This window comes from Streptomyces sp. NPDC056224, from assembly GCF_042267665.1.
Classification (GTDB): domain Bacteria; phylum Actinomycetota; class Actinomycetes; order Streptomycetales; family Streptomycetaceae; genus Streptomyces.
The window spans coordinates 54,511-74,885 of sequence record NZ_JBHJTK010000027.1 but is presented as its reverse complement, the minus strand read 5'-3'; the positions used below and the strand labels follow the sequence as shown (position 1 = coordinate 74,885).

Genomic DNA, 20,375 nt, shown 5'->3' with positions numbered 1-20,375 from the left:
GCGTCAGCCGGTCAGCGCGCCCTCCGAGCGGAGCTCGGGCCGGCGGGCCGGCGGGGGCGTGCGGTGGGCCGGGTCACGGACCTCGCCGACCAGCATCTCCAGGACGTCCTCCATGGCGACCAGGCCCAGCACCCGCCCGGACGCGTCCGCGACCTGGGCGAGGTGGGTGGCGTCCCGCCGCATGACGCTGAGCGCGTCGTCGAGCGGGAGGGTGGCGGACAGGGTGGTCATCCGGCGCCAGACCCGCTGGGGCACGGCCCGCTCCCGGTCCTCCAGGTCCAGTACGTCCTTGACGTGCAGGTAGCCCATGAAGGCGCCGGTGGCGGAGCGGACGGGGAACCTGGAGTACCCGGTGCGCACCGTCAGCCGTTCGATCTGGCGCGGGGTGACCGAGGGATCGACCGTGACGATGCGGTCCCGGGCGAGGAGCACGTCGGTGACCGGGCGGCTGCCCAGTTCCAGCGCGTCCTCCAGGCGCTCCTGCTCGACCGGCTCCAGGAGCCCGGCCTGCCGGGAGTCCTTGAGCAGCCGTCCGAGCTGGGCGCTGGTGTAGACGGCCTCGACCTCGTCCTTGGGCTCGACCTTGAAGAGCCGCAGGACGAGTTCGGCGCAGGCGCCGAGCGCGGTGGTGACCGGCCCGCACAGGCGGGCGAAGGCCACCAGGCCCGGGCTGAACCACAGGGCGGTCTTCTCGGGTGCGGCCATGGCGAGGTTCTTGGGGACCATCTCGCCGATGACCAGGTGCAGGAAGACCACGGCGGCGAGCGCGAACGCGTAGCCGAGGGGGTGGATCAGGCCCTGCGGTACGTGGACGGCGTGGAAGACGGGCTCCAGCAGCCGGGCCACGGTGGGTTCGGCGACCGCGCCGAGGGTGAGCGAGCACACGGTGATGCCGAACTGGGCGGCGGCCATCATGCGGGGCAGGTTCTCCAGGCCGTGGAGCACCTGGCGGGCCCGCTTGGATCCGGCAGCCAGCGGCTCGATCTGGCTGCGCCGCACGGAGACGAGCGCGAACTCGGCGCCGACGAAGAAGCCGTTCGCGAGGACCAGCAGCAGCGCGAAGAGGAGCTGGAGCGCGTTCACCGGGCGGCGCCTTCCAGCTCGGCCGGGTGCGGGGCCGGTTCGCCCGCGCGGCTCGCGCCGAGCCGTGCCAGGGCGGACCCGGACACCGGGGCGGACCCGTGCGCACCGGCTGCGGGAGCCGGCGTCAGCCGGACCAACCGGACCCGTTCCGCGCGGTTGCGGCCGACCCGGCGGACGGACAGCCGCCAGCCGGGCAGTTCCGCCCGGTCCCCCGGAGCGGGGATCCGGCCGAGGAGGTCGGCGACGAGGCCGGCGACGGTCTCGTACGGGCCGTCGGGCACCTCCAGGCCTATCCGGCGCAGGGTCTGCACCCGGCAGCTGCCGTCGGCCTCCCAGGAGGGGCGGCCGTCCTCGGCGGGTACGGCGGCCAGTTCGGGGTCCTCGTCCTCGGCGAGGTCGTGTTCGTCGCGGACCTCTCCGACGAGTTCCTCCACGATGTCCTCCAGGGTGACCACACCGGCGGTGCCGCCGTACTCGTCGACGACCACGGCCATCGGCTGTTCGCTGCGCAACCGTTCCAGCAGCGGCTGCACCGGCAGGGAGCCGGGCACCAGCAGCGGGGCGACGCAGATCCGCGCCACGGTGGTGCGGCCGCGCTCGGACTCGGGCACGGCGAGGGCGTCCTTGAGGTGGACCACGCCGGTGACCTCGTCGATGCGGTCGCGGTAGACCGGGAACCGGGACAGGCCGGTGGCGCGGGTCAGGTTGAGGACGTCGGCCGCGGTGGCCGTGTGCATCAGGGCGCTGACCTTCACCCGGGGGGTCATGACGTGCTGGGCGGTGAGCTCGCCCAGCGAGAGGGTCCGCACGAACAGGTCGGCGGTGTCCTGTTCGAGGGCGCCCGCCTGGGCCGAATGGCGTACCAGGGAGACCAGTTCGCCCGGGGTGCGGGCGGAGGCCATCTCGTCGGCCGGCTCCACGCCGAGCGCCCGTACGAGGCGGTTGGCGACGGCGTTGAGGCCGGCGATGACCGGCCGGAAGGCGCGGGAGAAGGCGTTCTGGGGGCCGGCGACGAAGCGGGCCACCTGGAGCGGCCGCGAGACCGCCCAGTTCTTCGGGACGAGCTCGCCGACGACCATCTGGACGGCGGAGGCGAGCAGCATGCCGATGACCACGGAGACGCCGGACGCGGCTCCCCCGGGAAGACCGGTCGCGACGAGCGGCCCGGCCAGCAGCGCGGCGAGGGCGGGCTCGGCGAGCATGCCGACCACGAGGGAGGTGATGGTGATGCCGAGCTGGGTGCCGGAGAGCTGGAAGGACAGCTCTCGCAGGGCGTTGACCACCGTGCGGGCACGGCGGTCACCTTCGGCTGCGGCGCGCTCGGCCTCGGGCCTCTCCACGGTGACGAGCCCGAATTCGGCTGCCACGAAGAAGCCGTTCGCGAGGATCAGGACGAAAGCCGCCGCGAGCAGGAGTAGCGGGATGGTCATGCCGCCGCCTCCGTGGGGAGGGCGGCGCGGGTATTACCGGACGATCCGTCCATTGCTGGAGGGAGTCACTCCTCAAGTCGCAGGTGACCCGCAGGACCCGGGGGCCCCGGGGCGAGTGGGAGGGCGCACGGCTGCGCCCCGTCACCAGGGTAGTCATTGAGATCGTGGCCGCAACGGTACGCAGCCACGAGACTCGGTGGGCCCAGTGGGCTCAGTGGTCGTGTGCGCCGGTTCCCCGGGTCTCGGCGAGGGCGCGCAGGGCGCGGGCATCACCGATCGCCTGTGCCCTGGCGACCCCCGGCTGGATGCCGAGGGCGGGCAGGCTGGTGCCGTCGCTGAGGTCGAGGAACACCCACGGGTCGCCGGGCCGGAGGTTGACGCGCAGGATCTGCGCCCACTCCAGCCGACGGGTGGTGGTCAGGTTGACGACGGTGACCCCGGCCTCGTCCGCGACCACCTTGGGGCGGCTGAGCAGGACGGGGACGGAGCTCAGCAGGACGGCGGTGAAGACGAAGCTGATCCGCTCCCCCGGGCTGAGGTTCTCCAGCAGGAAGGCGACCGCCGTGATGGTGAGGAACATGGCGAGCCCGGCGCTCAGCAGGACGGCCCGGGTGCGGGTCGGCCGGAAGGTGACCGGCAGGGCGGGTGGTACGGGCTGGGCGACGGGCTCGGTCATGCGTGTACGTGCCTTCTGGGGGTCGCGGGGGGGGTCAGAGCCGGCAGGCGTGGATCGACGTGGTGAGGATCGCGCGCGCGCCGAGCTCGTACAGGTCGTCCATGATCCGCTGGGCCTCCTTGGCCGGGACCATGGCACGGACCGCGACCCAGCCCTCGTTGTGCAGCGGGGAGACGGTCGGCGACTCCAGGCCCGGGGTGAGGGCGACCGCGCGCTCCAGGTGCTCGGCGCGGCAGTCGTAGTCCATCATCACGTAGCTGCGGGCCACCAGGACGCCCTGGAGGCGGCGCAGGAACTGCTGGGCCTGCGGGTTGTCGGCGTCGGTCCCGTTGCCGCGGATGACGACGGCCTCGGAGGTGAGGATCGGCTCGCCGATGACCTCCAGGCCCGCGTTGCGCAGGCTGGTGCCGGTCTCGACGACGTCCGCGATGATCTGGGCGACGCCGAGCTGGATGGCGGTCTCGACCGCACCGTCGAGGTGGACGACGGAGGCGTCGATGCCCTTCTCCGCGAGGTGCTTGGCGACGATTCCCTCGTACGAGGTCGCGATGGTCATCCCGTGGAAGTCCTCGGGGCCCTTCGCGGTGCCGGGGATGGTGGCGTAGCGGAAGGTGGAGCGGCCGAAGTTCAGCGGCAGGATCTCCTCGGCGCTGGCGCCGGAGTCGAGCAGCAGGTCGCGGCCGGTGATGCCGATGTCGAGCTTGCCCGAGGACACGTAGATCGCGATGTCCTTGGGGCGGAGGTAGAAGAACTCGACCCCGTTCTCGGGGTCGACGACCACGAGTTCCTTGGACTCCTTGCGCATCCGGTAGCCGGCCTCATGGAGCATCGCCGACGCCGGTCCGGAGAGTGAACCCTTGTTGGGGACGGCGATGCGCAGCATGGGGCTTCCTTTGATGCGTGGATGTGCGTGGATACGGGCGGGGTGTACGTACCGGTCAGAGGTGGGAGTAGACGTCGTCGAGGGAGATCCCGCGCGCCACCATCATCACCTGGACGTGGTAGAGCAGCTGGGAGATCTCCTCGGCGGCGGCTTCGTTGCCCTCGTACTCAGCGGCCATCCAGACCTCGGCGGCCTCCTCGACGACCTTCTTGCCGATGGCATGGACACCCTTGCCGACGAGTTCGGCGGTCCGGGAGGTGCTGGGGTCGCCGTTCGCCTTGGCCTGGAGCTCGGTGAAGAGCTCTTCGAAGGTCTTGGGGGATTTGTTCGCCATGATGGTCCTCAGAATACGGGGTTCCCCTACGCCACTCAGCGCCAGGGTTCGCTGACGGTCCGCAGGGTCATGGCGGTGGAGACGGCGGCGGTGACCGCTTCGTGCCCCTTGTCCTCATTCGACCCCTCGAGCCCGGCGCGGTCCAGCGCCTGCTCGTCGTTGTCGCAGGTCAGTACACCGAAGCCGACGGGGACTCCGGTGTCGATCGACACCTGTACCAGGCCCTGGGTGACGCCCTGGCAGACGTAGTCGAAGTGCGGGGTGCCGCCGCGGATGACCACACCGAGGGCGACGATGGCATCGTAACCGCGACCGGCGAGTACCTTCGCCACGACGGGGAGCTCGAAGCTTCCGGGGACGCGCAGCAGGGTGGGCTCGTCGATGCCCAGCTCGTGCAGGGCCCGCAAGGCGCCGTCGACCAGTCCGTCCATGACCTTCTCGTGCCACTGGGCCGCGATCACGGCGACTCGGAGGTCTCCGCAGTTCTTCACGCTCAGTTCGGGTGCGCCCTTGCCGCTCACAGCTCTGCTCCTCGGTGGTTCGTGTGCCGGTGTTCTCGTGTACCGGTGTTCGGGTGTGTGGTTACTGGTTGCCGCAGGCGGAGGTGGTCACGGCCCCCTCCAGCCAGGGGAGGTCGTGGCCCATCCGGTCCCGCTTGGTGCGCAGGTACCGCAGATTGTGCTCGCCCGCCTCCACGGGCATCGACTCCCGGCCGGTGACCGCGATGCCGTGCCGTACGAGGGCGGCGGACTTGTCGGGGTTGTTGGTCAGCAGCCGGACGCTGCGCACGCCGAGGTCGGCGAGGATCTGGGCGCCGGCTCCGTAGTCGCGGGCGTCGGCGGGCAGGCCGAGTTCCAGGTTGGCGTCGAGGGTGTCGCGGCCGCGCTCCTGGAGTTCGTACGCGCGCAGCTTGGACAGCAGTCCGATGCCGCGGCCCTCGTGGCCGCGCAGGTAGACGACGACTCCCCGGCCCTCGGCCTTGATCCGCTCCATGGAGGCGTGCAGCTGGGGGCCGCAGTCGCAGCGCTGGGAGGCGAAGATGTCGCCCGTCAGGCACTCGGAGTGCATGCGGACGAGGACGTCCTCGGCCCCGGCGCCCGCGCCGATCTCGCCGTGGACGAGGGCGACGTGCTCGACTCCGTCGACGGTGGAGCGGTAGCCGTACGCGGTGAAGTCGCCGAAGGCGGTCGGCAGGCTGACCTCGGCCTCGCGGCGCACGGTCGGCTCGGCGGAGCGGCGGTAGGCGATCAGGTCCTCGATGGAGATGATCGTCAGACCGTGCTTGCGGGCGAAGGGGATCAGCTCGGGCAGGCGCAGCATGACGCCGTCCTCGCCGGCGATCTCGACGATGGCGCCGACCGGGCGGAGGCCCGCGAGGCGGGCGAGGTCGACAGCGGCCTCGGTGTGGCCGTTGCGGACCAGCACGCCGCCGGGCTTGGCGCGCAGCGGGAAGACGTGGCCGGGGCGGACGAAGTCGACGGGCTGGGCGACCCCGCCCGCGAGCAGCCGCAGGGTGGTGGCGCGGTCGGCGGCCGAGATGCCGGTGGTGACGCCGTGGGCGGCGCCGGCGTCGACGGAGACGGTGAAGGCCGTCTGCATCGACTCGGTGTTGTTCTGCACCATCTGGGGGAGTTCGAGCCGGTCCAGCTCGGGCCCCTCCATGGGGGCGCAGATCAGGCCGCGGCACTCGCTCATCATGAAGGCGATGATCTCGGGGGTGGCCTTCTCGGCGGCGATGACGAGGTCGCCCTCGTTCTCGCGGTCCTCGTCGTCGACGACGACGATCGGGCGGCCCGCCGCGATGTCGCGGACGGCCTGCTCGACGGGGTCGAGACGGAAGGTCTCTTCGGGGATGTCGGGCACGGGCTTGAGGGTGGTCATGCCGTTGCTCCTTCCATGGCCTGGGCGGTGGTGGTGCGCGAACGCTGGTACCAGTCGTAGGCGCCCCACAGCACGAGGGCGAAGTACACGACGTAGACGAGGCCCGAGAAGGCCAGTCCGTTGTTGAAGGCGAGGGGTACGCCGACCAGGTCGACGAGGAGCCAGGCGAACCAGAACTCGACGAGGCCGCGGGCCTGGGCGACCATCGCGACGATGGTGCCGACGAAGATGTACGCGTCCGCCCACGGGCTCCAGGACAGGTGCGGGAAGAGCGTGAACAGCCCGCCGACGGCGAGGGTGCCCAGCGCCGCTCCGGCGAGGAGCAGGCCGCGCTCCTTCCAGGTGGCGGTGCGCACGGCGATGGAGCCGTCCTGCGCCTGCTGCCTGCCGCGCTGCCAGGCGCGCCAGCCCCATACCGCCACCCCGATGACCAGCAGCTGCTTGCCGACGCCGCCGGAGAGGTGGGCGGAGGCGTAGGCGGCGATGAGGATCAGGCCGGACAGGAGCTGGGCGGGCCAGGTCCAAATGGAGCGGCGCCAGCCGAGGGCGAGGGCGGCCAGGCCCATCAGGTTGCCGGTCATGTCGGACCAGATGACCTTCTGGCCGAAGACGGTGAAGGCCTCCGTGTTGAGCCAGGTCAGGGCGCTCACCGGTCGTCCCCCGTGGCGTGCAGCGGGTTCACGCCGGCGGCCAGCAGGCGTTCGACGTACTTGGCGAGGACGTCGACCTCCAGGTTGACCGGGTCGCCGCTCTGCTTGAGGCCGAGCGTGGTCAGCGCGAGCGTCGTGGGGATGAGGCTGATGGTGAACCAGTCGGCGGCGGCCTCGACCACGGTGAGGCTGACGCCGTCGACCGTGATGGAGCCCTTCTCGACGACGTACCGCGCGAGGTTCTCCGGGAGGGCGATCTTGACGATCTCCCAGTGCTCCGAGGGCGTGCGGGAGAGGATCGTGCCGGTGCCGTCCACGTGTCCCTGGACCAGGTGGCCGCCGAGCCGTCCGCCGAGCGCCATCGGGCGCTCCAGGTTGACGCGGGAGCCCTGGGTCAGGGCGCCGAGGCTGGAGCGGTTCAGGGTCTCCTGCATCACGTCGGCGGTGAACTCGCCGTCGGCGGTCTCCACGACGGTCAGGCAGACGCCGTTGACGGCGATGGAGTCGCCGTGCTTGGCGCCCTCGGTGACGAGGGGGCCGCGCAGGCGGAAGCGGGAGGCCTCCGCGAGCTGTTCGACGGCGGCGACCTCGCCCAGTTCTTCGACGATTCCGGTGAACACTTCAGTGCTCCTTGGTGGCGGGGGCGGTGACGGGGACTGCGGTGATGCGGAGATCGGGGCCGATGCGGACGGCCTCGGTGATGTCGAGGCGCAACGCACCGGAGATGTTCTTGATTCCGGCGTCGGCGAGGGCCGCGGGGCCCGCGCCGAGCAGGGCCGGGGCGATGTAGCCGATGACGCGGTCGACGGCTCCGCCCTCGAGGAAGGCCCCGGCCAGGGCGGGCCCGCCTTCCAGCAGGACGGAACGCACGCCGCGCAGGTGCAGGTGGGCGAGGAGGTCGTGCACGCCGACGCGGCCGTCGTGCAGCGGCAGCCGGAGCAGCTCGACGCCGGGCAGGTGCCGGGTGTCGGCGTCCTCGCCGACGACGAGCAGGGTAGGCGCGGCGTCGTCGAGGATGCGGGCGGTCGGCAGGACCGTGGCGCGGGTGTCGAGGGCGATCCGCAGCGGTTGCGTGGCGCCGTCGATGCCGCGTACGGCGAGGTGTGGGTCGTCGGCGCGCAGGGTGCCGCCGCCCACCAGGACGGCGTCGCTCTCGGCGCGCAGCCGGTGGACGTCGCCGCGGGACTCGGCGGAGGTGATCCAGCGGCTGCTGCCGTCCGCGGCGGCGCTGCGGCCGTCGAGGGTGGCGGCGTACTTCCAGGTGACGTGCGGCCGCCCGAGGCGTACGGAGGTCAGCCAGGCGGCGTTGCCCGCCTCGGCCTCCTCGCGCAGCAGCCCGGCCGTGGTGTCGACCCCGGCGGCTCGCAGGGTGGCGGCCCCGCCGCTGGCCTGCGGGTTCGGGTCGGGGACGGCGTAGACCACGCGGCTGATCCCGGCCTCGACCAGGGCGCGGGAACAGGGGCCCGTACGGCCGGTGTGGTTGCAGGGTTCCAGGGTGACGTACGCGGTGCCGCCCCGGGCGGCCCCGCCCGCCGCGCGCAGCGCGTGGACCTCGGCGTGCGGGCCGCCGGCCCGCTGGTGCCAGCCCTCGCCGGCGACGGTGCCCGCGGCGTCGGTGATGACGCAGCCGACGACCGGGTTGGGGCTGGTGGAGCCGAGTCCGCGGGCGGCGAGCTCGACGGCTCGGCGCATGGCGCGGGTGTCCGCGTCGGGTGCCGCGTGCGCTGCGTGTGTCGCCACCGGGTCCTCCTGCCTCATCGGGCACGGACTCCGGGGCCTGTCGGGATACGACAGATGAAGCGGTACAGCGCACACGGGGACGCCGAGGCCGGAAAAACGGTCCGCTCCGGCATATCCGCAGGGATATGCCGACGAACCGCCGACGGCGGCGTACCGGTCACTGGCCCGCCGCGCACTGCCTCCCATCCGGACTTTAACCGTCGGTCCAGGAATCTCACCTGGTCAACCGGCCGCTGGCTGCGGACGGGTCGCGGACTATAACCGCCGGTTCGGAATTACACCGACCCCGGAGTGCGCTGCTTACTGGTACTGAAGCCAGTCTGCCACGGGTGATCGGCGGCCATGCGGGTGAAGCGCTGTGGCCTGGGTCACAAGGTGGCCGTTCTCGAGCGAACGTATTGCGCCTCCCGCACCCCGCCTGTACGCCGCCCGTGCGCCGCCTCCGCCGCCCGTGCGCCGCCTCCGGCCCCACTTTGGTCCAGACCTATTGACGGGTTGGTCTAGTCCTCTTAACGTTCCCCTCATCTTTCCCGGGAACAGCCCGTCAGATGTGCGCACGTCACGGGCCAACCAGGGCTGCCCCCGGTCAGGTTGCTGCCTGTTGCTGCCCGTCGTGTCCTGCCATCCTCCCCTCCCCAGGAGGCACCATGCCGTCCCCCACACGTTCGAGAGCGATGCTCCTGGCATCCGGCGCGGCAATCGCCGGACTGCTTTTCGGCGGACTGTCCACTACCGGGCATGCCGCCCCGGTGTCCCCCCAGACGGAGTCCGGGGGAGAGAGCTGTCGCCCCGACGGGCTGTACAAGACGGCCGGTGTCGACGTCCCGTACTGCTCGGTGTACGACACCGAAGGCCGCGAGAAGATGGGCGCCGACCACCAGCGTCGCGTCATCGGCTACTTCACCGGCTGGCGCACCGGCAAGGACGGCGCCCCCGCCTACCTCGCCAACAACATCCCGTGGTCCAAGGTCACCCACCTGAACTACGCCTTCGCCCACGTGGGCGGCGACAACAGGATCTCGGTCGGCGCGGACGGCGCGAACAACGCCGCCACCGGAATGACCTGGCCGGGCGTCGCGGGTGCCGAGATGGATCCGGCCCTCCCGTACAAGGGCCACTTCAACCAGCTGACCAAGTTCAAGAAGCAGTACCCCGACGTCAAGACGCTGATCTCGGTGGGCGGCTGGGCCGAGACCGGCGGCTACTTCGGTGACGACGGCAACCGCGTCGCCTCCGGCGGCTTCTACTCGATGGCCACCAACGCCGACGGCTCGGTCAACCAGGCCGGCATCGACACGTTCGCGGACTCCTCGGTCGAGTTCATCCGCACGTACGGGTTCAACGGCGTCGACATCGACTACGAGTACCCGACCACCATGAAGGACGCGGGCAACCCGCTGGACTGGCAGCTCTCCAACGCCCGCCGGGCCGGCCTCGTCAAGGGCTACGACGCCCTGATGAAGAGCCTGCGCGAGAAGCTCGACCGGGCCGGCGCCGCCGACGGCAAGCACTACCTGCTCACCGTCGCCGCACCCTCCTCCGGCTACCTCCTGCGGGGCATGGAGACCTTCCAGATGCAGAAGTACCTGGACTACGTCAACATCATGTCCTACGACCTGCACGGCGCCTGGAACGAGTTCGTCGGCCCGAACGCCTCGCTCTTCGACGACGGCAAGGACGCCGAGCTGGCCGCCGCGAACGTCTACGGCAGCTCCCAGTACGGCGGCATCGGCTACCTCAACACCGACTGGGCCTACCACTACTTCCGCGGCTCCATGCCGGCCGGCCGCATCAACATCGGCCTGCCCTACTACACGCGCGGCCACAAGAACGTGCAGGGCGGCACCGACGGTCTGTGGGGCAAGGCCCCCGCGACCACCTGCCCGGCGGGCGCGGGCCTGACCAAGTGCGGTGACGGCGCCGTCGGCATCGACAACCTGTGGCACGACAAGGACACCAACGGCGTCGAGGCGCCGGCCGGTTCCAACCCGATGTGGCACGCCAAGAACCTGGAGAAGGGGATCGTCGGCGACTACGTCACCTCGTACGGCTTCCCGGCGAACACCACGCTGACCGGCACCTACGCCCGCAAGTACGACGCGGCGCTGGTCGCGCCGTGGCTGTGGAACGCGCAGAAGAAGGTCTTCCTGTCCACCGAGGACGAGCAGTCGGTGGCGGCCAAGGCCGACTACGTGGTGGACCGCGGGATCGGCGGCACCATGGTCTGGGAGATGGCCGGCGACTACGGCTGGAACGCCGCCAAGGGCCAGTACGAGATGGGCTCCACGCTCACCTCGCTGATGTACGACAAGTTCAAGGCGGCCGCCCCGTACGGCGCGAAGAAGTCGAACACCGCCCTGCCGGCCCAGGCCGTGGACATCAAGACGGAGTTCACCGAGTTCAAGCTGGGCGACTCCAACTACCCGATCACCCCGAAGATCAAGATCACCAACAACACGGGAACGGCGCTGCCGGGTGGCACCGAGTTCCGGTTCGACTACTCGACGTCGGCCCCGGACAACGCTTCCGACCAGTCCGGCTTCGGCACGACCGTGATCAGCAGCGGCCACACCGGCAGCAACGCCGGCGGCCTGAGGGGCGACTTCCACCGGGTGTCCCTGAAGCTCCCGGCCTGGCAGACGCTGGCCCCGGGCGCCTCGGTCGACCTGGCGTTCAACTACTACCTGCCCGTCTCCACACCCTCCAACTGGACGGTGAACATCTCCGGCACGGCCTACTCGCTCGCCGGGGACCTGGCGCGCGGCGTCACGGTGGTTCAGCCGGGCAGCACCACGCCGCCCACCACTCCCCCGCCCACGACCGCGCCGCCGACCACGCCGCCCCCGACCACCACACCCCCGACGGGCGGTACGTGCACCGGCCCGGCGTACGTGGCGGGTCAGATCTACAACAGCGGCAACGTCGTCTCCCACAAGGGCCACACCTGGAAGGCCCAGTGGTGGACGCAGAACGAGGAGCCCGGCACCACCGGCGAATGGGGCGTCTGGAAGGACCAGGGCGCCTGCTGACACCCGCCGGGCGGCACGGGACGGAGTGAAGGCGTGAGGACCCGGTGGCCCGGCGGCCACCGGGTCCTCGCACGTACACCCCGGCATGCGGCCGGCCCTCGGGTCCGCAAGCGCCCGAACTCCTTCGGCGGCGGCTGTCACATTTCCGGGGGCCGTCCGGTCTCTGCTGGTGAAAGGCACCAGTTCCAGCGAAGGGCAGGACCCATGAGCACCATCCTCGTCACCGGAGGCACCGGAACCCTCGGCACGCTCGTCGTCGACCGGCTCCGCGAGGCGGGCCACGAGGTCCGCGTGCTGAGCCGTCACTCCCCGGACCACCCGGTCGACCTGCGGGACGGCAGCGGGCTGGCCGCGGCCATGGCGGGCGCGGAGGTCGTCGTGCACTGCGCGAGCAACACGCGCGGCGCGGGCAGGGGCGACGAGGCGGCCGCCGGACACCTGATCGAGACGGCCCGGCGGACGGGGACGGTCACGAACACCGTCTACGTCTCGATCGTCGGCGTGGACGTGGTCCCCTTCGGCTACTACCGGAGGAAGCTGAGGGTGGAGCGGATGCTGGAGGAGTCCGGTCTGGGCGTCACGATCCTGCGCACGACCCAGTTCCACGACCTGGTGGCACAGGTGGCGGCCATGGCGGCGAAGCTGCCCGTCGTGCCGCTGCCGAACGGGGTCCGGGTCCAGCCGATCGCGGCCGAGGAGGTGGCGGACCGCCTGGCGGAGCTGGCCGTCCCGGCCCCGGCGGGCCGCGTCCCGGACATGGGCGGCCCGGAGGTCCGCACCCTGCCGGAGCTGGGCCGGGCCTACCTCTCGGCGACGGGGCGGCGCCGCCGGGTGGTCCCGCTGCCGCTGTGGGGCAAGGCGTACGCGGCCTTCCGTCGCGGCGGAAACCTGGCGCCCTCCCGCGCGGTGGGCCGGATCACGTTCGCGCAGTTCCTGGCCGGGCGGGAGCGGTAGGCACGAGGGGCAGCGGTCGGGGGCGCCGGGGATATCAGCCGGACGCCCCGCCGAACAGCACCTCCTGCGCCGCCTCGCGCGCGGCCAGCCGGGCCCCCTCCAGGACCGCCGGGCCGCCCAGGGCGGTGGCCCGCACCTCGGTGGGGACCGGGGTGAGCGTGGCCAGCCGGCCGGCCACCCGGGCCGCCAGGGCGGGGCCGCCCGCGAGGCCCAGTTCGCCCCCCAGGACCACGCATCCCGGGTCCAGGACCGCGACGACCGCCGCCGCGCCCAGCGCCAGGCGCTCGGCGAGGGCGTCGAGGAAGGCCTCCCCCGCGGCCCCGGCCACCGCCTCCTGCGCCGGGCCCGTGAAGCCGTGCTCGCGCGCGAGCGCCGTCACGGCCTCCTGCCCCGCCAGGGCGTGGAAGCCGCCTCCGCAGTCGGTGGCCGAGGGCAGGCCGCCGGTGCCCGGGACCGGGAGGAAGCCGATCTCGCCCGCCCCGCCGGAGGCGCCCCGGCGCAGCCGCCCGTCCAGGACGACGGCCGCGCCCACCCCCGCGCCGAGCCACAGGAGCACGAAGGAGTCCAGGTCGCGGGCCACGCCGAGGCGCTGTTCGGCGAGGGCGGCCAGGTTGGTCTCGTTCTCGACGGCCACCACGGCGGTCAGGCTCCGCTGCAGCGCCGCCGCGAGGTCCCGGTGCCAGGCGGGCAGGCCGTTGGTGTCACGGAGTTCCCCGGTGGCGGGGGCGACGAGGCCGGGGGCGCCGACGACGACGGTGTGCAGTTCGCCGGCCCCGGCCCCGCGGGCGGTGCGCAGCAGGGCCGCGACCGCGTCCTCGGGAGCGCCGACGGGCAGGGCGGCCTCGGCCAGGGGCCGGCCAAGGAGGTCGGTGACCACGGCGGTGACGCTGTCCGTGCGCACGTCCAGGGCGGCGAGGTGGGCGCGGCGGGCGACGATGCCGTACAGCTTGGCGTTGGGGCCGCGGCGCTGTTCGCCGGATTCCCCGACGACCTCGATCAGCCCGGCTCCGATGAGCCGGTCCACGAGGTCGGCGACCGACGGGCGGGAGAGGCCGGTCCTGGCCTTGAGCTGGGTGGCCGTCAGCGGTCCGGCCTCCTGGAGCAGTTGCAGGGCCAGGCGGTCGTTGATGGCGCGCGCCGTGCTCGGTGAGGCGGGGGAGGGAATCGGTACCGGAGTGAGGGCAGGGGTCACGGCGCCCATCCTAGGGAGTCGGAGCCGTCAACTATCAGGCAGGGTCCCTGATAGTTTAGTTCCCATGACCGGGGAATCCGACCTCAGCCCGGCGCGTCTGCGCCATGCCCGCTTCGCCATCGCCGCCGTCTTCTGCGCCCACGGCGCCGTCACCGGCTCCTTCGCCACCCGTATCCCCTGGATCCAGGACCATGCCCAGCTCAGCGCGGGCGCCCTGGGCCTGGCCCTCGCCTTCCCCGCCCTGGGCGCGGCGCTCGCGATGCCGCTGGCGGGGCGGATCAACCACCGTTTCGGCGCCCGCGCCGCGCTGCGCGCACTGCTGGCACTGTGGACCCTGTCCCTGATCCTGCCGAGCCTCGCCCCGAACCTGCCGACCCTGTGCTTCGCGCTCTTCGTGTACGGAGCCACCTCCGGCATGTCGGACGTGGCGATGAACGCGCTCGGCGTGGAGACCGAGAACCGGCTGGGCCGCTCGATCATGTCCTCGCTGCACGGCATGTGGAGCACGGGCGCGCTGCTCGGTTCGGCCGCCGGTGCGGTCGCCGCGCACGCGGGGGCGGACGCACAGCTCCACCACCTGATCGCCGCGCTGGCCCTCACCGCGGCCGGGCTGGTCGCCGTACGCGGCGTGCTGGACCTGAGGAGCGACCAGAACGGGCAGGCCCCTCCGCACTTCGCGCTTCCCCCGAAGTCCGCGCTGTTCATCGGGGCGATCGGCTTCTGCGCGGTCTTCGCGGAGGGGGCGAGTCTGGACTGGTCGGCGGTCTACCTGCGGGACGTCCTGCACACGGACGCCGGCCTGGCGGCGGCCTCCACCACCGCCTTCGCGCTCACCATGGCCGTCGCCCGGCTCGCCGGGGACCGGGTGGTGGACCGGTTCGGGGCGGTGCGCACCGTGCGGGCCGGCGGCGTACTGGCCACCGCGGGCGGGCTGCTCGTCGTGACGGCCCGCCATCCCGCGTCGGCGCTGGCCGGCTTCGGGCTGATCGGCCTCGGCATCGCGGTGGTGGTGCCGCTGGCCTTCGCGGCGGCGGCACGCAGCGGCCCGGCCCCGGCCCAGGCCATCGCGGGCGTCGCGACGATCACGTACACATCGGGACTGATCGCCCCGTCGGCGATCGGGGCGGTGGCGGACGCGACCTCGCTCGTGGTCTCCTTCGGACTGGTCACCCTGCTGGCGTTCGCGCTGGTCGCGGGGGCCGCCGTACTGCGGCAGAAGCCGGCCGTACCCGTGGCCTCCGAGGCCGGTCGGGACGAACCCGCCGGAATCCGCCCGTAACATATCGCTGGCCGCCTAGCGGTACGGAAGTTCGACCAGCGGCGAGAAATCGGAAGTGGTGGAACATGGGCCTCGGCGTGCGCTGGACCCTGCACGGAGACGGGCGGACCCCCGCCCCCGGCGCGGTGGTCCGGCCGGACGAGCGGCTTTCGTGGCCGCGGACCGCGGGGCTCGGCGCCCAGCACGTCGTCGCGATGTTCGGCGCGAGTTTCGTCGCGCCGGTACTGATGGGCCTGGACCCGAACCTGGCCATCATGATGTCCGGCGTCGCGACGGCGATCTTCCTCCTCGCGACGCGCGGACGGGTCCCCTCGTACCTGGGCTGCTCCCTCTCCTTCGTCGGTGTCGCGGCGGCGATCCGCGCCTCGGGCGGCGACAGCGCGGTCGTGACCGGCGCCGTCTTCGTCGTGGGCGCGGCGCTGTTCCTCGCCGGCCTCGCCGTGCAGCGCTTCGGGGCGCGGATCATCCACGCGACGATGCCGCCGGTGGTGACGGGCGCGGTGGTGATGCTGATCGGCTTCAACCTGGCGCCGGTGACGGCTTCGACGTACTGGCCGCAGGACCAGTGGACGGCGCTGCTGACCATGCTGGTCACGGGGCTCGCCGTGGTCTGCCTGCGCGGGTTCTGGTCCCGGATCGCGATCTTCCTGGGTCTGGTCTTCGGGTACGCGCTCTCCTGGATCCTCGACCGCCTCTTCGGCAAGATCCACTCCACGATGGGCGGGGGCGGGGCCGTGGACCACTGGCGCCTCGACCTCTCCGGGGTCGCCTCGGCCGACTGGATCGGGCTGCCGTCCTTCCACGCGCCCCAGTTCGAGTGGTCGGCGATCCTGATCGCCCTGCCCGTGGTGATCGCCCTGATCGCCGAGAACGCCGGTCACGTCAAGGCCGTCGGCGAGATGACCGGCGACCCGCTGGACGACGAGCTCGGCACCGCCATCGCGGCCGACGGCGCCGCGTCCATGCTGTCCACGGCGGTCGGCGGGCCGCCGAACACGACGTACTCCGAGAACATCGGCGTCATGGCGGCCACCCGGGTGTACTCCACGGCGGCGTACTGGGCGGCGGCCGGGTTCGCGCTGCTCTTCGGCCTGTGCCCCAAGTTCGGCGCGGTCGTCGCCGCGATCCCGGGCGGGGTACTGGGCGGGATCACCGTCATCCTCTACGGCATGATCGGCCTGCTCGGCGCCCAGATCTGGCTGAACGGCCGGGTGGACCTGCGCAATCCGCTGAACCTGGTGCCCGCTGCCGCGGGCATCATCATCGGCATCGGCGGGGTCAGGCTGCAGATCACCGAGAGCTTCGAGCTGGGCGGTATCGCGCTGGGCACGATCGTGGTGATCACCGGATACCACGCGCTGCGGTACTTCGCCCCGGCGCACCTGAAGCAGCAGGAGCCCCTGCTCGACGAGGGCACCTCCGCCTACGATGATCAGGACGGCCCGGACACGCCGCGTTGACGGGGTTTCGCCCGAACCGGCGAAGCGTACGGCCAAGTTCCCCGGATCCGGCGCGGCGCCTGCGACCCTGCCCCCATGGAAGCGGTGCTGGCGCGGATGCGCGCCCTGGACGAGCGGCTGCCGCCGCAGGACGGTGTCGCCGTCTTCAACCGGGTCTACCTGACGGTGACGCAGACCCTGCACCGGCGGATCGGACACGGCGGGTTCCCGGCGCCGCGGCGGGCACAGACCCTCAGCGTGCGGTTCGCCGAGCGGTACCTGGCGGCGGTGGAGGCGGACCGGGCGCCGGCCTGCTGGCGGCCGCTGCTCCAGTACCGGCGCCACCCCGGGATCCGGCCGCTCCAGCACGCGCTGGCCGGGATCAACGCGCACATCGGCCACGACCTGGCGGTGGCGGTGGTGTCCACCTGCCGCGCCCTGGAATGTGAACCGGACGCCCTCGAAGCCGACTTCGACCGGGTCGGCGACATCCTGATCGCCCTGGAGGAGCACATCCGGGAGGAGCTGATGCCGGGCCCGGACCTCCTGGAGATCGCCGACCCGCTCACCCACCTGGTCGGCTCCTGGAGCCTGGAGCGCGCCCGCGCGGGCGCCTGGGCGGCGGCCCGCCTGCTGTGGACGCTGCGCCGCTCCCCCGACCTGGCCGAGGAGTTCCGGGAGTCCCTCGACGCGGGCGTCGGACTGGTCGGCCGCTGTCTGCTGACCCCGGGCCGGCTCAGCCGCCGGTGACGGCGGCGAACGGGCCGCCGCGGCCGAAGGCCAGTTCCGCGAAGCGCTCACCGATGCGGCGGTGGCCGGCCGGGTCCGGGTGGAGCCGGTCGGGCAGGGGCAGTTCGGCGAAGTCCGCCGCGCCGTAGAGGGCGCGGCCGTCGAGGTGGTGCAGGTTCGGGTCGTCGGCCGCCCGCTGCGCGGTGACGCGCGCCAGCGCGTCCCGGACGAGGCCGAGCGTGAGCCGTCCGGCGGCCCGCTCCGCCGGGTCGCCGAGCGCCCGGAAGCGCAGCTCCCCGCCCGCCAGTTCCGCGGCGGTGGGGCCCGGGGTGTCCTCGTGGATGGGGCACAGGACGGGAGAGACGACGAGCAGCGGGGTGGTGGGGTGCCCCTCTCGGATGGTGTCGAGGAATCCGTGCACGGCGGGGACGAAGGCGCGCAGGCGCATCACGTCGTGGTTGACCAGATTGATGCCGATCTTCAGGCTGATCAGGTCCGCGGGCGTGTCGCGGACGGCGCGGGCGGTGAAGGGGTCGAGCAGGGCGTTGCCGCCGAATCCCAGATTGACCAGCTCCACACCGCCCAGGACGGCCGCGAGAGCCGGCCAGGTGCCGGTCGGGGCGGCGGCGAAGGAGCCCTGGCTGATGGAGCTGCCGTGGTGCAGCCACACCCTGCGGCCGCGGTCCGGGAGGTCCTCGACCGGGGCGTCGGTGCGCAGGGCGATGAGCTCGGTGACCTCGGTGTGGGGCAGCCAGATCTCGATGTCCTTCATCCCGGCGGGGAGCCCGGTGAACCGGACGGTACCGGGCGGGCCGGGGCGCAGGACCTCGGAGCCGGTGGCCATGTCGACGACGCGCACGTTGCCGCCCGCCACGCTGCCCCGGCCGGCCGGGCGGCCGTCGACGAGCAGCTCGTACACGCCGTCCGGGCGGGCCGGGGCGCCCTGGTAGACCAGCTTCGTGGGGAGCGCGTCCAGCTCGACGGCGGTGGCCCCGGAGCGGAAGGCCAGCCGCACCCCGGAGGGCTGGGCCTCGACCGTGGCCAGGCTCGCGTCGGTGAACTGCTCGCGCGCGCGGGCGGGCAGCCGGTGCGGGAGCACGCCGTGCGCGGTGCGTTCCACGTCGAGGGCGCCGCGCAGCAGGCGCGGCCCGACGGCGGTGGTGATCCACGGGGCCGGGCGGGCCTGTCCGAACGGGGCGGTCATGCCCCCACCCTGTCGGCTCCGGGTCCGTCCCGCACCCGTTTTTGCGCGGGCGCGCTCGCGCCGGGCATGAGAACGGGCCGCCGCCGCGATGTCTGCGCGGGGGCGGCCCGTGGTCACGGGGTCCGGGGCGGGGGTGTCACCACCGGAGTCCGGGAGGGGGAGGTCAGTCCTCCGGGAGTTCGACCGGGGCGATGTCCTCGTAGAGGTCGCCCGGGCCCGGGTTGGTGGAGTCGGTCGTGCCGCCCAGGTGGTGCATGACGCCCCAGACCGCGTTCAGGGCGGTCTGTACGGCGCCCTCGGCCCAGCCGGCCGTCCACGAGATGTCGTCGCCCGCGAGGAAGATGCCGCGCTTGTCCTCGGGGAGGCGGTCCTGCATGAAGTGGGTGAACAGGCGTCGCTGGTAGCGGTAGTGGCCCGGCAGGTTGGCCTTGAACGCGCCCATGAAGTAGGGCTCGTTCTCCCAGGACACGGTCACCGGGTTGCCGATGACGTGGCGGCGGATGTCGACCTTCGGGTAGATCTCGCCGAGGGACTTCAGCATGACCTCCATCCGCTCGTTCGCGGACAGCGGCAGCCACTTCAGGCTGTCGTCGCACCAGGTGTACGAGAGGCAGATGACGGCGGGCTTGTCCGGGCCGTTGTCCAGCAGGTACGTGCCGCGGGTCATGCGGTCCGTGAGGGTCATCGACATGACGTCGCGGCCCGTCTCTTCGTCCTTGTCGAGCCAGAAGGGCCGGTCGACCGGGATGAAGAGCTTGCTGGACTCCATGTAGTGGGTGCGCTCGATCGCCGTCCAGTGGTCGATCGGGAACAGCGTGTCGTCGCACTCGATCTTGGAGAGGAGCATCCAGGACTGCGCGGTGAAGATCGCGGCGCGGTACGTGCGGATGTCGCCGGACGCGTCGGTGACCGTGATGCGGTTGCCCGCCGTACGGTGCAGGCGGGTGACCGCCGGGCGCGGGGTGCCGTCGTGCAGGGAGGACAGCGAGGTGCCCTGGGCCCAGTGGACGATCTTCTCGGGCTCACGCTCCCACAGGCGCAGCGGGAGCTGCTGCGAGCCGCCCACGATGCCGCGGTGGTGGTCGTCGGCCTCGGTGTAGACGACGCGCAGGATCTCCAGGATGGAGTTCGGGAAGTCGGTGTCCCAGCCGCCCGTGCCGAAGCCGACCTGGCCGAAGATCTCGCGCTTGCGGAACGACTGGAAGGCCTGCGACTTGCAGAGGAACCCGTAGAAGGTCTCGTCGTCGAGCTTCTCGACGAGCTTGGCCCAGATCTCGCGGATGCGCGGGACGTCCCGCTCGCGCATCGCGGTGTTCATGTCGGAGAAGTCGGCGCCCTCGTCGAGGCATTCGTTCCACGCGGCGGCGACGTCGCGGTAGACCTGCGGGAGGTCGGCGATGGTCTCGGCGTAGTGCGTCTCGCCCTTGAGGTCGACGACCGTCGAGGGGGTCGCCTCGGCGAGCGGGTTCGGGAAGGGCTCCGTGACCAGGCCGACGAGGTCGATGTAGTGCTGCAGGGCCGTGGAGGACGGCGGGAAGCGCATCGCGCCCATCTCCGCGGTCAGCTCCTCGGTGCCGGCGCCCTCGAAGCCGACGGTGCGCAGCCGGCCGCCGATCTGGTCGGCCTCGTAGACGACGGGCTTGAGGCCCATCTTCATGAGCTCGTAGGCCGAGATGATGCCGGACAGGCCGCCGCCGATCACGGCGACCTCGGTGCCGTGCTCGGTCGCCGGTATCTGGCCGAGACCCGCCGGGTGGGCGAGGAAGTCGTCGTACGCGTACGGGAAGTCCGGCCCGAACATGGTGATCGGGGGCTGTCCGTCGCTGTGCGGGACGGCGGTGGTGGGCACCGTGGACGTCATGGGGGTACGTC

At 72.3% G+C, this 20,375-nt stretch carries 18 protein-coding genes and 1 riboswitch; of the genes, 5 read left to right on the top strand and 13 right to left on the bottom strand.

Annotation, left to right across the window (positions count from 1 at the left end):
• Positions 1-3: 3 nt before the first annotated feature.
• The 10 genes from ACFCZ1_RS26535 to ribD form a co-directional block, all read right to left on the bottom strand.
• Complete coding sequence (locus ACFCZ1_RS26535) at positions 4-1,083, bottom strand: hemolysin family protein (RefSeq protein WP_376680766.1); 1,080 nt, start codon at positions 1,081-1,083, stop codon at positions 4-6.
• Positions 1,080-2,513, bottom strand: coding sequence for a hemolysin family protein (locus ACFCZ1_RS26530; RefSeq protein ID WP_376680765.1), 1,434 nt, complete (start codon positions 2,511-2,513; stop codon positions 1,080-1,082). Before ACFCZ1_RS26530 ends, ACFCZ1_RS26535 begins: the two co-directional genes overlap by 4 nt.
• A gap of 211 nt (positions 2,514-2,724) precedes the next feature.
• The gene (locus ACFCZ1_RS26525) at positions 2,725-3,189 is read right to left on the bottom strand and encodes a PH domain-containing protein (protein WP_376680764.1); all 465 of its coding nucleotides are present in this window, start codon (positions 3,187-3,189) and stop codon (positions 2,725-2,727) included.
• A gap of 34 nt (positions 3,190-3,223) precedes the next feature.
• Positions 3,224-4,072 carry an ATP phosphoribosyltransferase gene (gene hisG / locus ACFCZ1_RS26520; protein ID WP_376680763.1) on the bottom strand — a complete coding sequence of 283 codons (849 nt, stop codon included), beginning with the start codon at positions 4,070-4,072 and terminating at the stop codon, positions 3,224-3,226.
• A 55-nt stretch (positions 4,073-4,127) separates the two neighbouring features.
• On the bottom strand, positions 4,128-4,406 hold the full coding sequence (locus ACFCZ1_RS26515; RefSeq protein ID WP_376680762.1) for a phosphoribosyl-ATP diphosphatase: 279 nt from the start codon (positions 4,404-4,406) through the stop codon (positions 4,128-4,130).
• Positions 4,407-4,441: 35 nt separating this feature from the next.
• Positions 4,442-4,927: a 6,7-dimethyl-8-ribityllumazine synthase gene (gene ribH, locus ACFCZ1_RS26510; RefSeq protein WP_007262951.1), complete on the bottom strand. Its 486-nt coding sequence runs from the start codon at positions 4,925-4,927 to the stop codon at positions 4,442-4,444.
• 61 nt (positions 4,928-4,988) lie between these two features.
• On the bottom strand, positions 4,989-6,287 hold the full coding sequence (locus ACFCZ1_RS26505; RefSeq protein WP_376680761.1) for a bifunctional 3,4-dihydroxy-2-butanone-4-phosphate synthase/GTP cyclohydrolase II: 1,299 nt from the start codon (positions 6,285-6,287) through the stop codon (positions 4,989-4,991).
• Complete coding sequence (locus ACFCZ1_RS26500) at positions 6,284-6,937, bottom strand: nicotinamide riboside transporter PnuC (protein ID WP_376680760.1); 654 nt, start codon at positions 6,935-6,937, stop codon at positions 6,284-6,286. The genes ACFCZ1_RS26505 and ACFCZ1_RS26500 overlap by 4 nt, the downstream gene beginning before the upstream one ends.
• Positions 6,934-7,557, bottom strand: a complete 624-nt coding sequence (locus tag ACFCZ1_RS26495) for a riboflavin synthase (RefSeq protein ID WP_376680759.1) — start codon at positions 7,555-7,557, stop codon at positions 6,934-6,936. The genes ACFCZ1_RS26500 and ACFCZ1_RS26495 overlap by 4 nt, the downstream gene beginning before the upstream one ends.
• Before the next feature lies 1 nt (position 7,558).
• Positions 7,559-8,695 (bottom strand): bifunctional diaminohydroxyphosphoribosylaminopyrimidine deaminase/5-amino-6-(5-phosphoribosylamino)uracil reductase RibD, encoded by a 1,137-nt coding sequence (gene ribD / locus ACFCZ1_RS26490; protein ID WP_376680758.1) that lies wholly within the window; start codon positions 8,693-8,695, stop codon positions 7,559-7,561.
• 150 nt (positions 8,696-8,845) lie between these two features.
• A riboswitch (FMN riboswitch) is annotated at positions 8,846-8,976 on the bottom strand.
• A 348-nt stretch (positions 8,977-9,324) separates the two neighbouring features.
• On the opposite strand from ribD, the gene ACFCZ1_RS26485 reads away from it, so the two are divergent.
• Positions 9,325-11,706 (top strand): chitinase C-terminal domain-containing protein, encoded by a 2,382-nt coding sequence (locus tag ACFCZ1_RS26485; protein WP_376680757.1) that lies wholly within the window; start codon positions 9,325-9,327, stop codon positions 11,704-11,706.
• 204 nt (positions 11,707-11,910) lie between these two features.
• Entirely contained in the window at positions 11,911-12,660 is a 750-nt protein-coding gene (locus ACFCZ1_RS26480) for an SDR family oxidoreductase (protein WP_376680756.1), read from the top strand.
• Between the two features lie 34 nt (positions 12,661-12,694).
• On the opposite strand, the gene ACFCZ1_RS26475 is transcribed toward ACFCZ1_RS26480, so the two are convergent.
• Positions 12,695-13,861, bottom strand: coding sequence for an ROK family transcriptional regulator (locus ACFCZ1_RS26475; protein WP_376680755.1), 1,167 nt, complete (start codon positions 13,859-13,861; stop codon positions 12,695-12,697).
• Between the two features lie 55 nt (positions 13,862-13,916).
• Between ACFCZ1_RS26475 and ACFCZ1_RS26470 the strand changes: the two genes are divergently transcribed.
• The 3 genes from ACFCZ1_RS26470 (at position 13,917) to ACFCZ1_RS26460 (ending at position 17,320) form a co-directional block, all read left to right on the top strand.
• A complete protein-coding gene (locus ACFCZ1_RS26470; protein WP_376680754.1) occupies positions 13,917-15,131 on the top strand; it encodes an MFS transporter in 1,215 nt (404 codons plus the stop codon).
• Positions 15,132-15,196: 65 nt separating this feature from the next.
• A complete protein-coding gene (locus ACFCZ1_RS26465; RefSeq protein WP_376680753.1) occupies positions 15,197-16,591 on the top strand; it encodes a uracil-xanthine permease family protein in 1,395 nt (464 codons plus the stop codon).
• Between the two features lie 75 nt (positions 16,592-16,666).
• Positions 16,667-17,320 carry a DUF5995 family protein gene (locus ACFCZ1_RS26460; protein WP_376680752.1) on the top strand — a complete coding sequence of 218 codons (654 nt, stop codon included), beginning with the start codon at positions 16,667-16,669 and terminating at the stop codon, positions 17,318-17,320.
• Here the strand turns inward: ACFCZ1_RS26460 and ACFCZ1_RS26455 are convergent.
• Both ACFCZ1_RS26455 and ACFCZ1_RS26450 read right to left on the bottom strand, forming a co-directional pair.
• Complete coding sequence (locus ACFCZ1_RS26455) at positions 17,307-18,503, bottom strand: GDSL-type esterase/lipase family protein (RefSeq protein ID WP_376680751.1); 1,197 nt, start codon at positions 18,501-18,503, stop codon at positions 17,307-17,309. The genes ACFCZ1_RS26460 and ACFCZ1_RS26455 overlap by 14 nt on opposite strands.
• 163 nt (positions 18,504-18,666) lie before the next feature.
• Positions 18,667-20,364, bottom strand: coding sequence for a flavin monoamine oxidase family protein (locus ACFCZ1_RS26450; RefSeq protein ID WP_376680750.1), 1,698 nt, complete (start codon positions 20,362-20,364; stop codon positions 18,667-18,669).
• Positions 20,365-20,375: the final 11 nt, after the last annotated feature.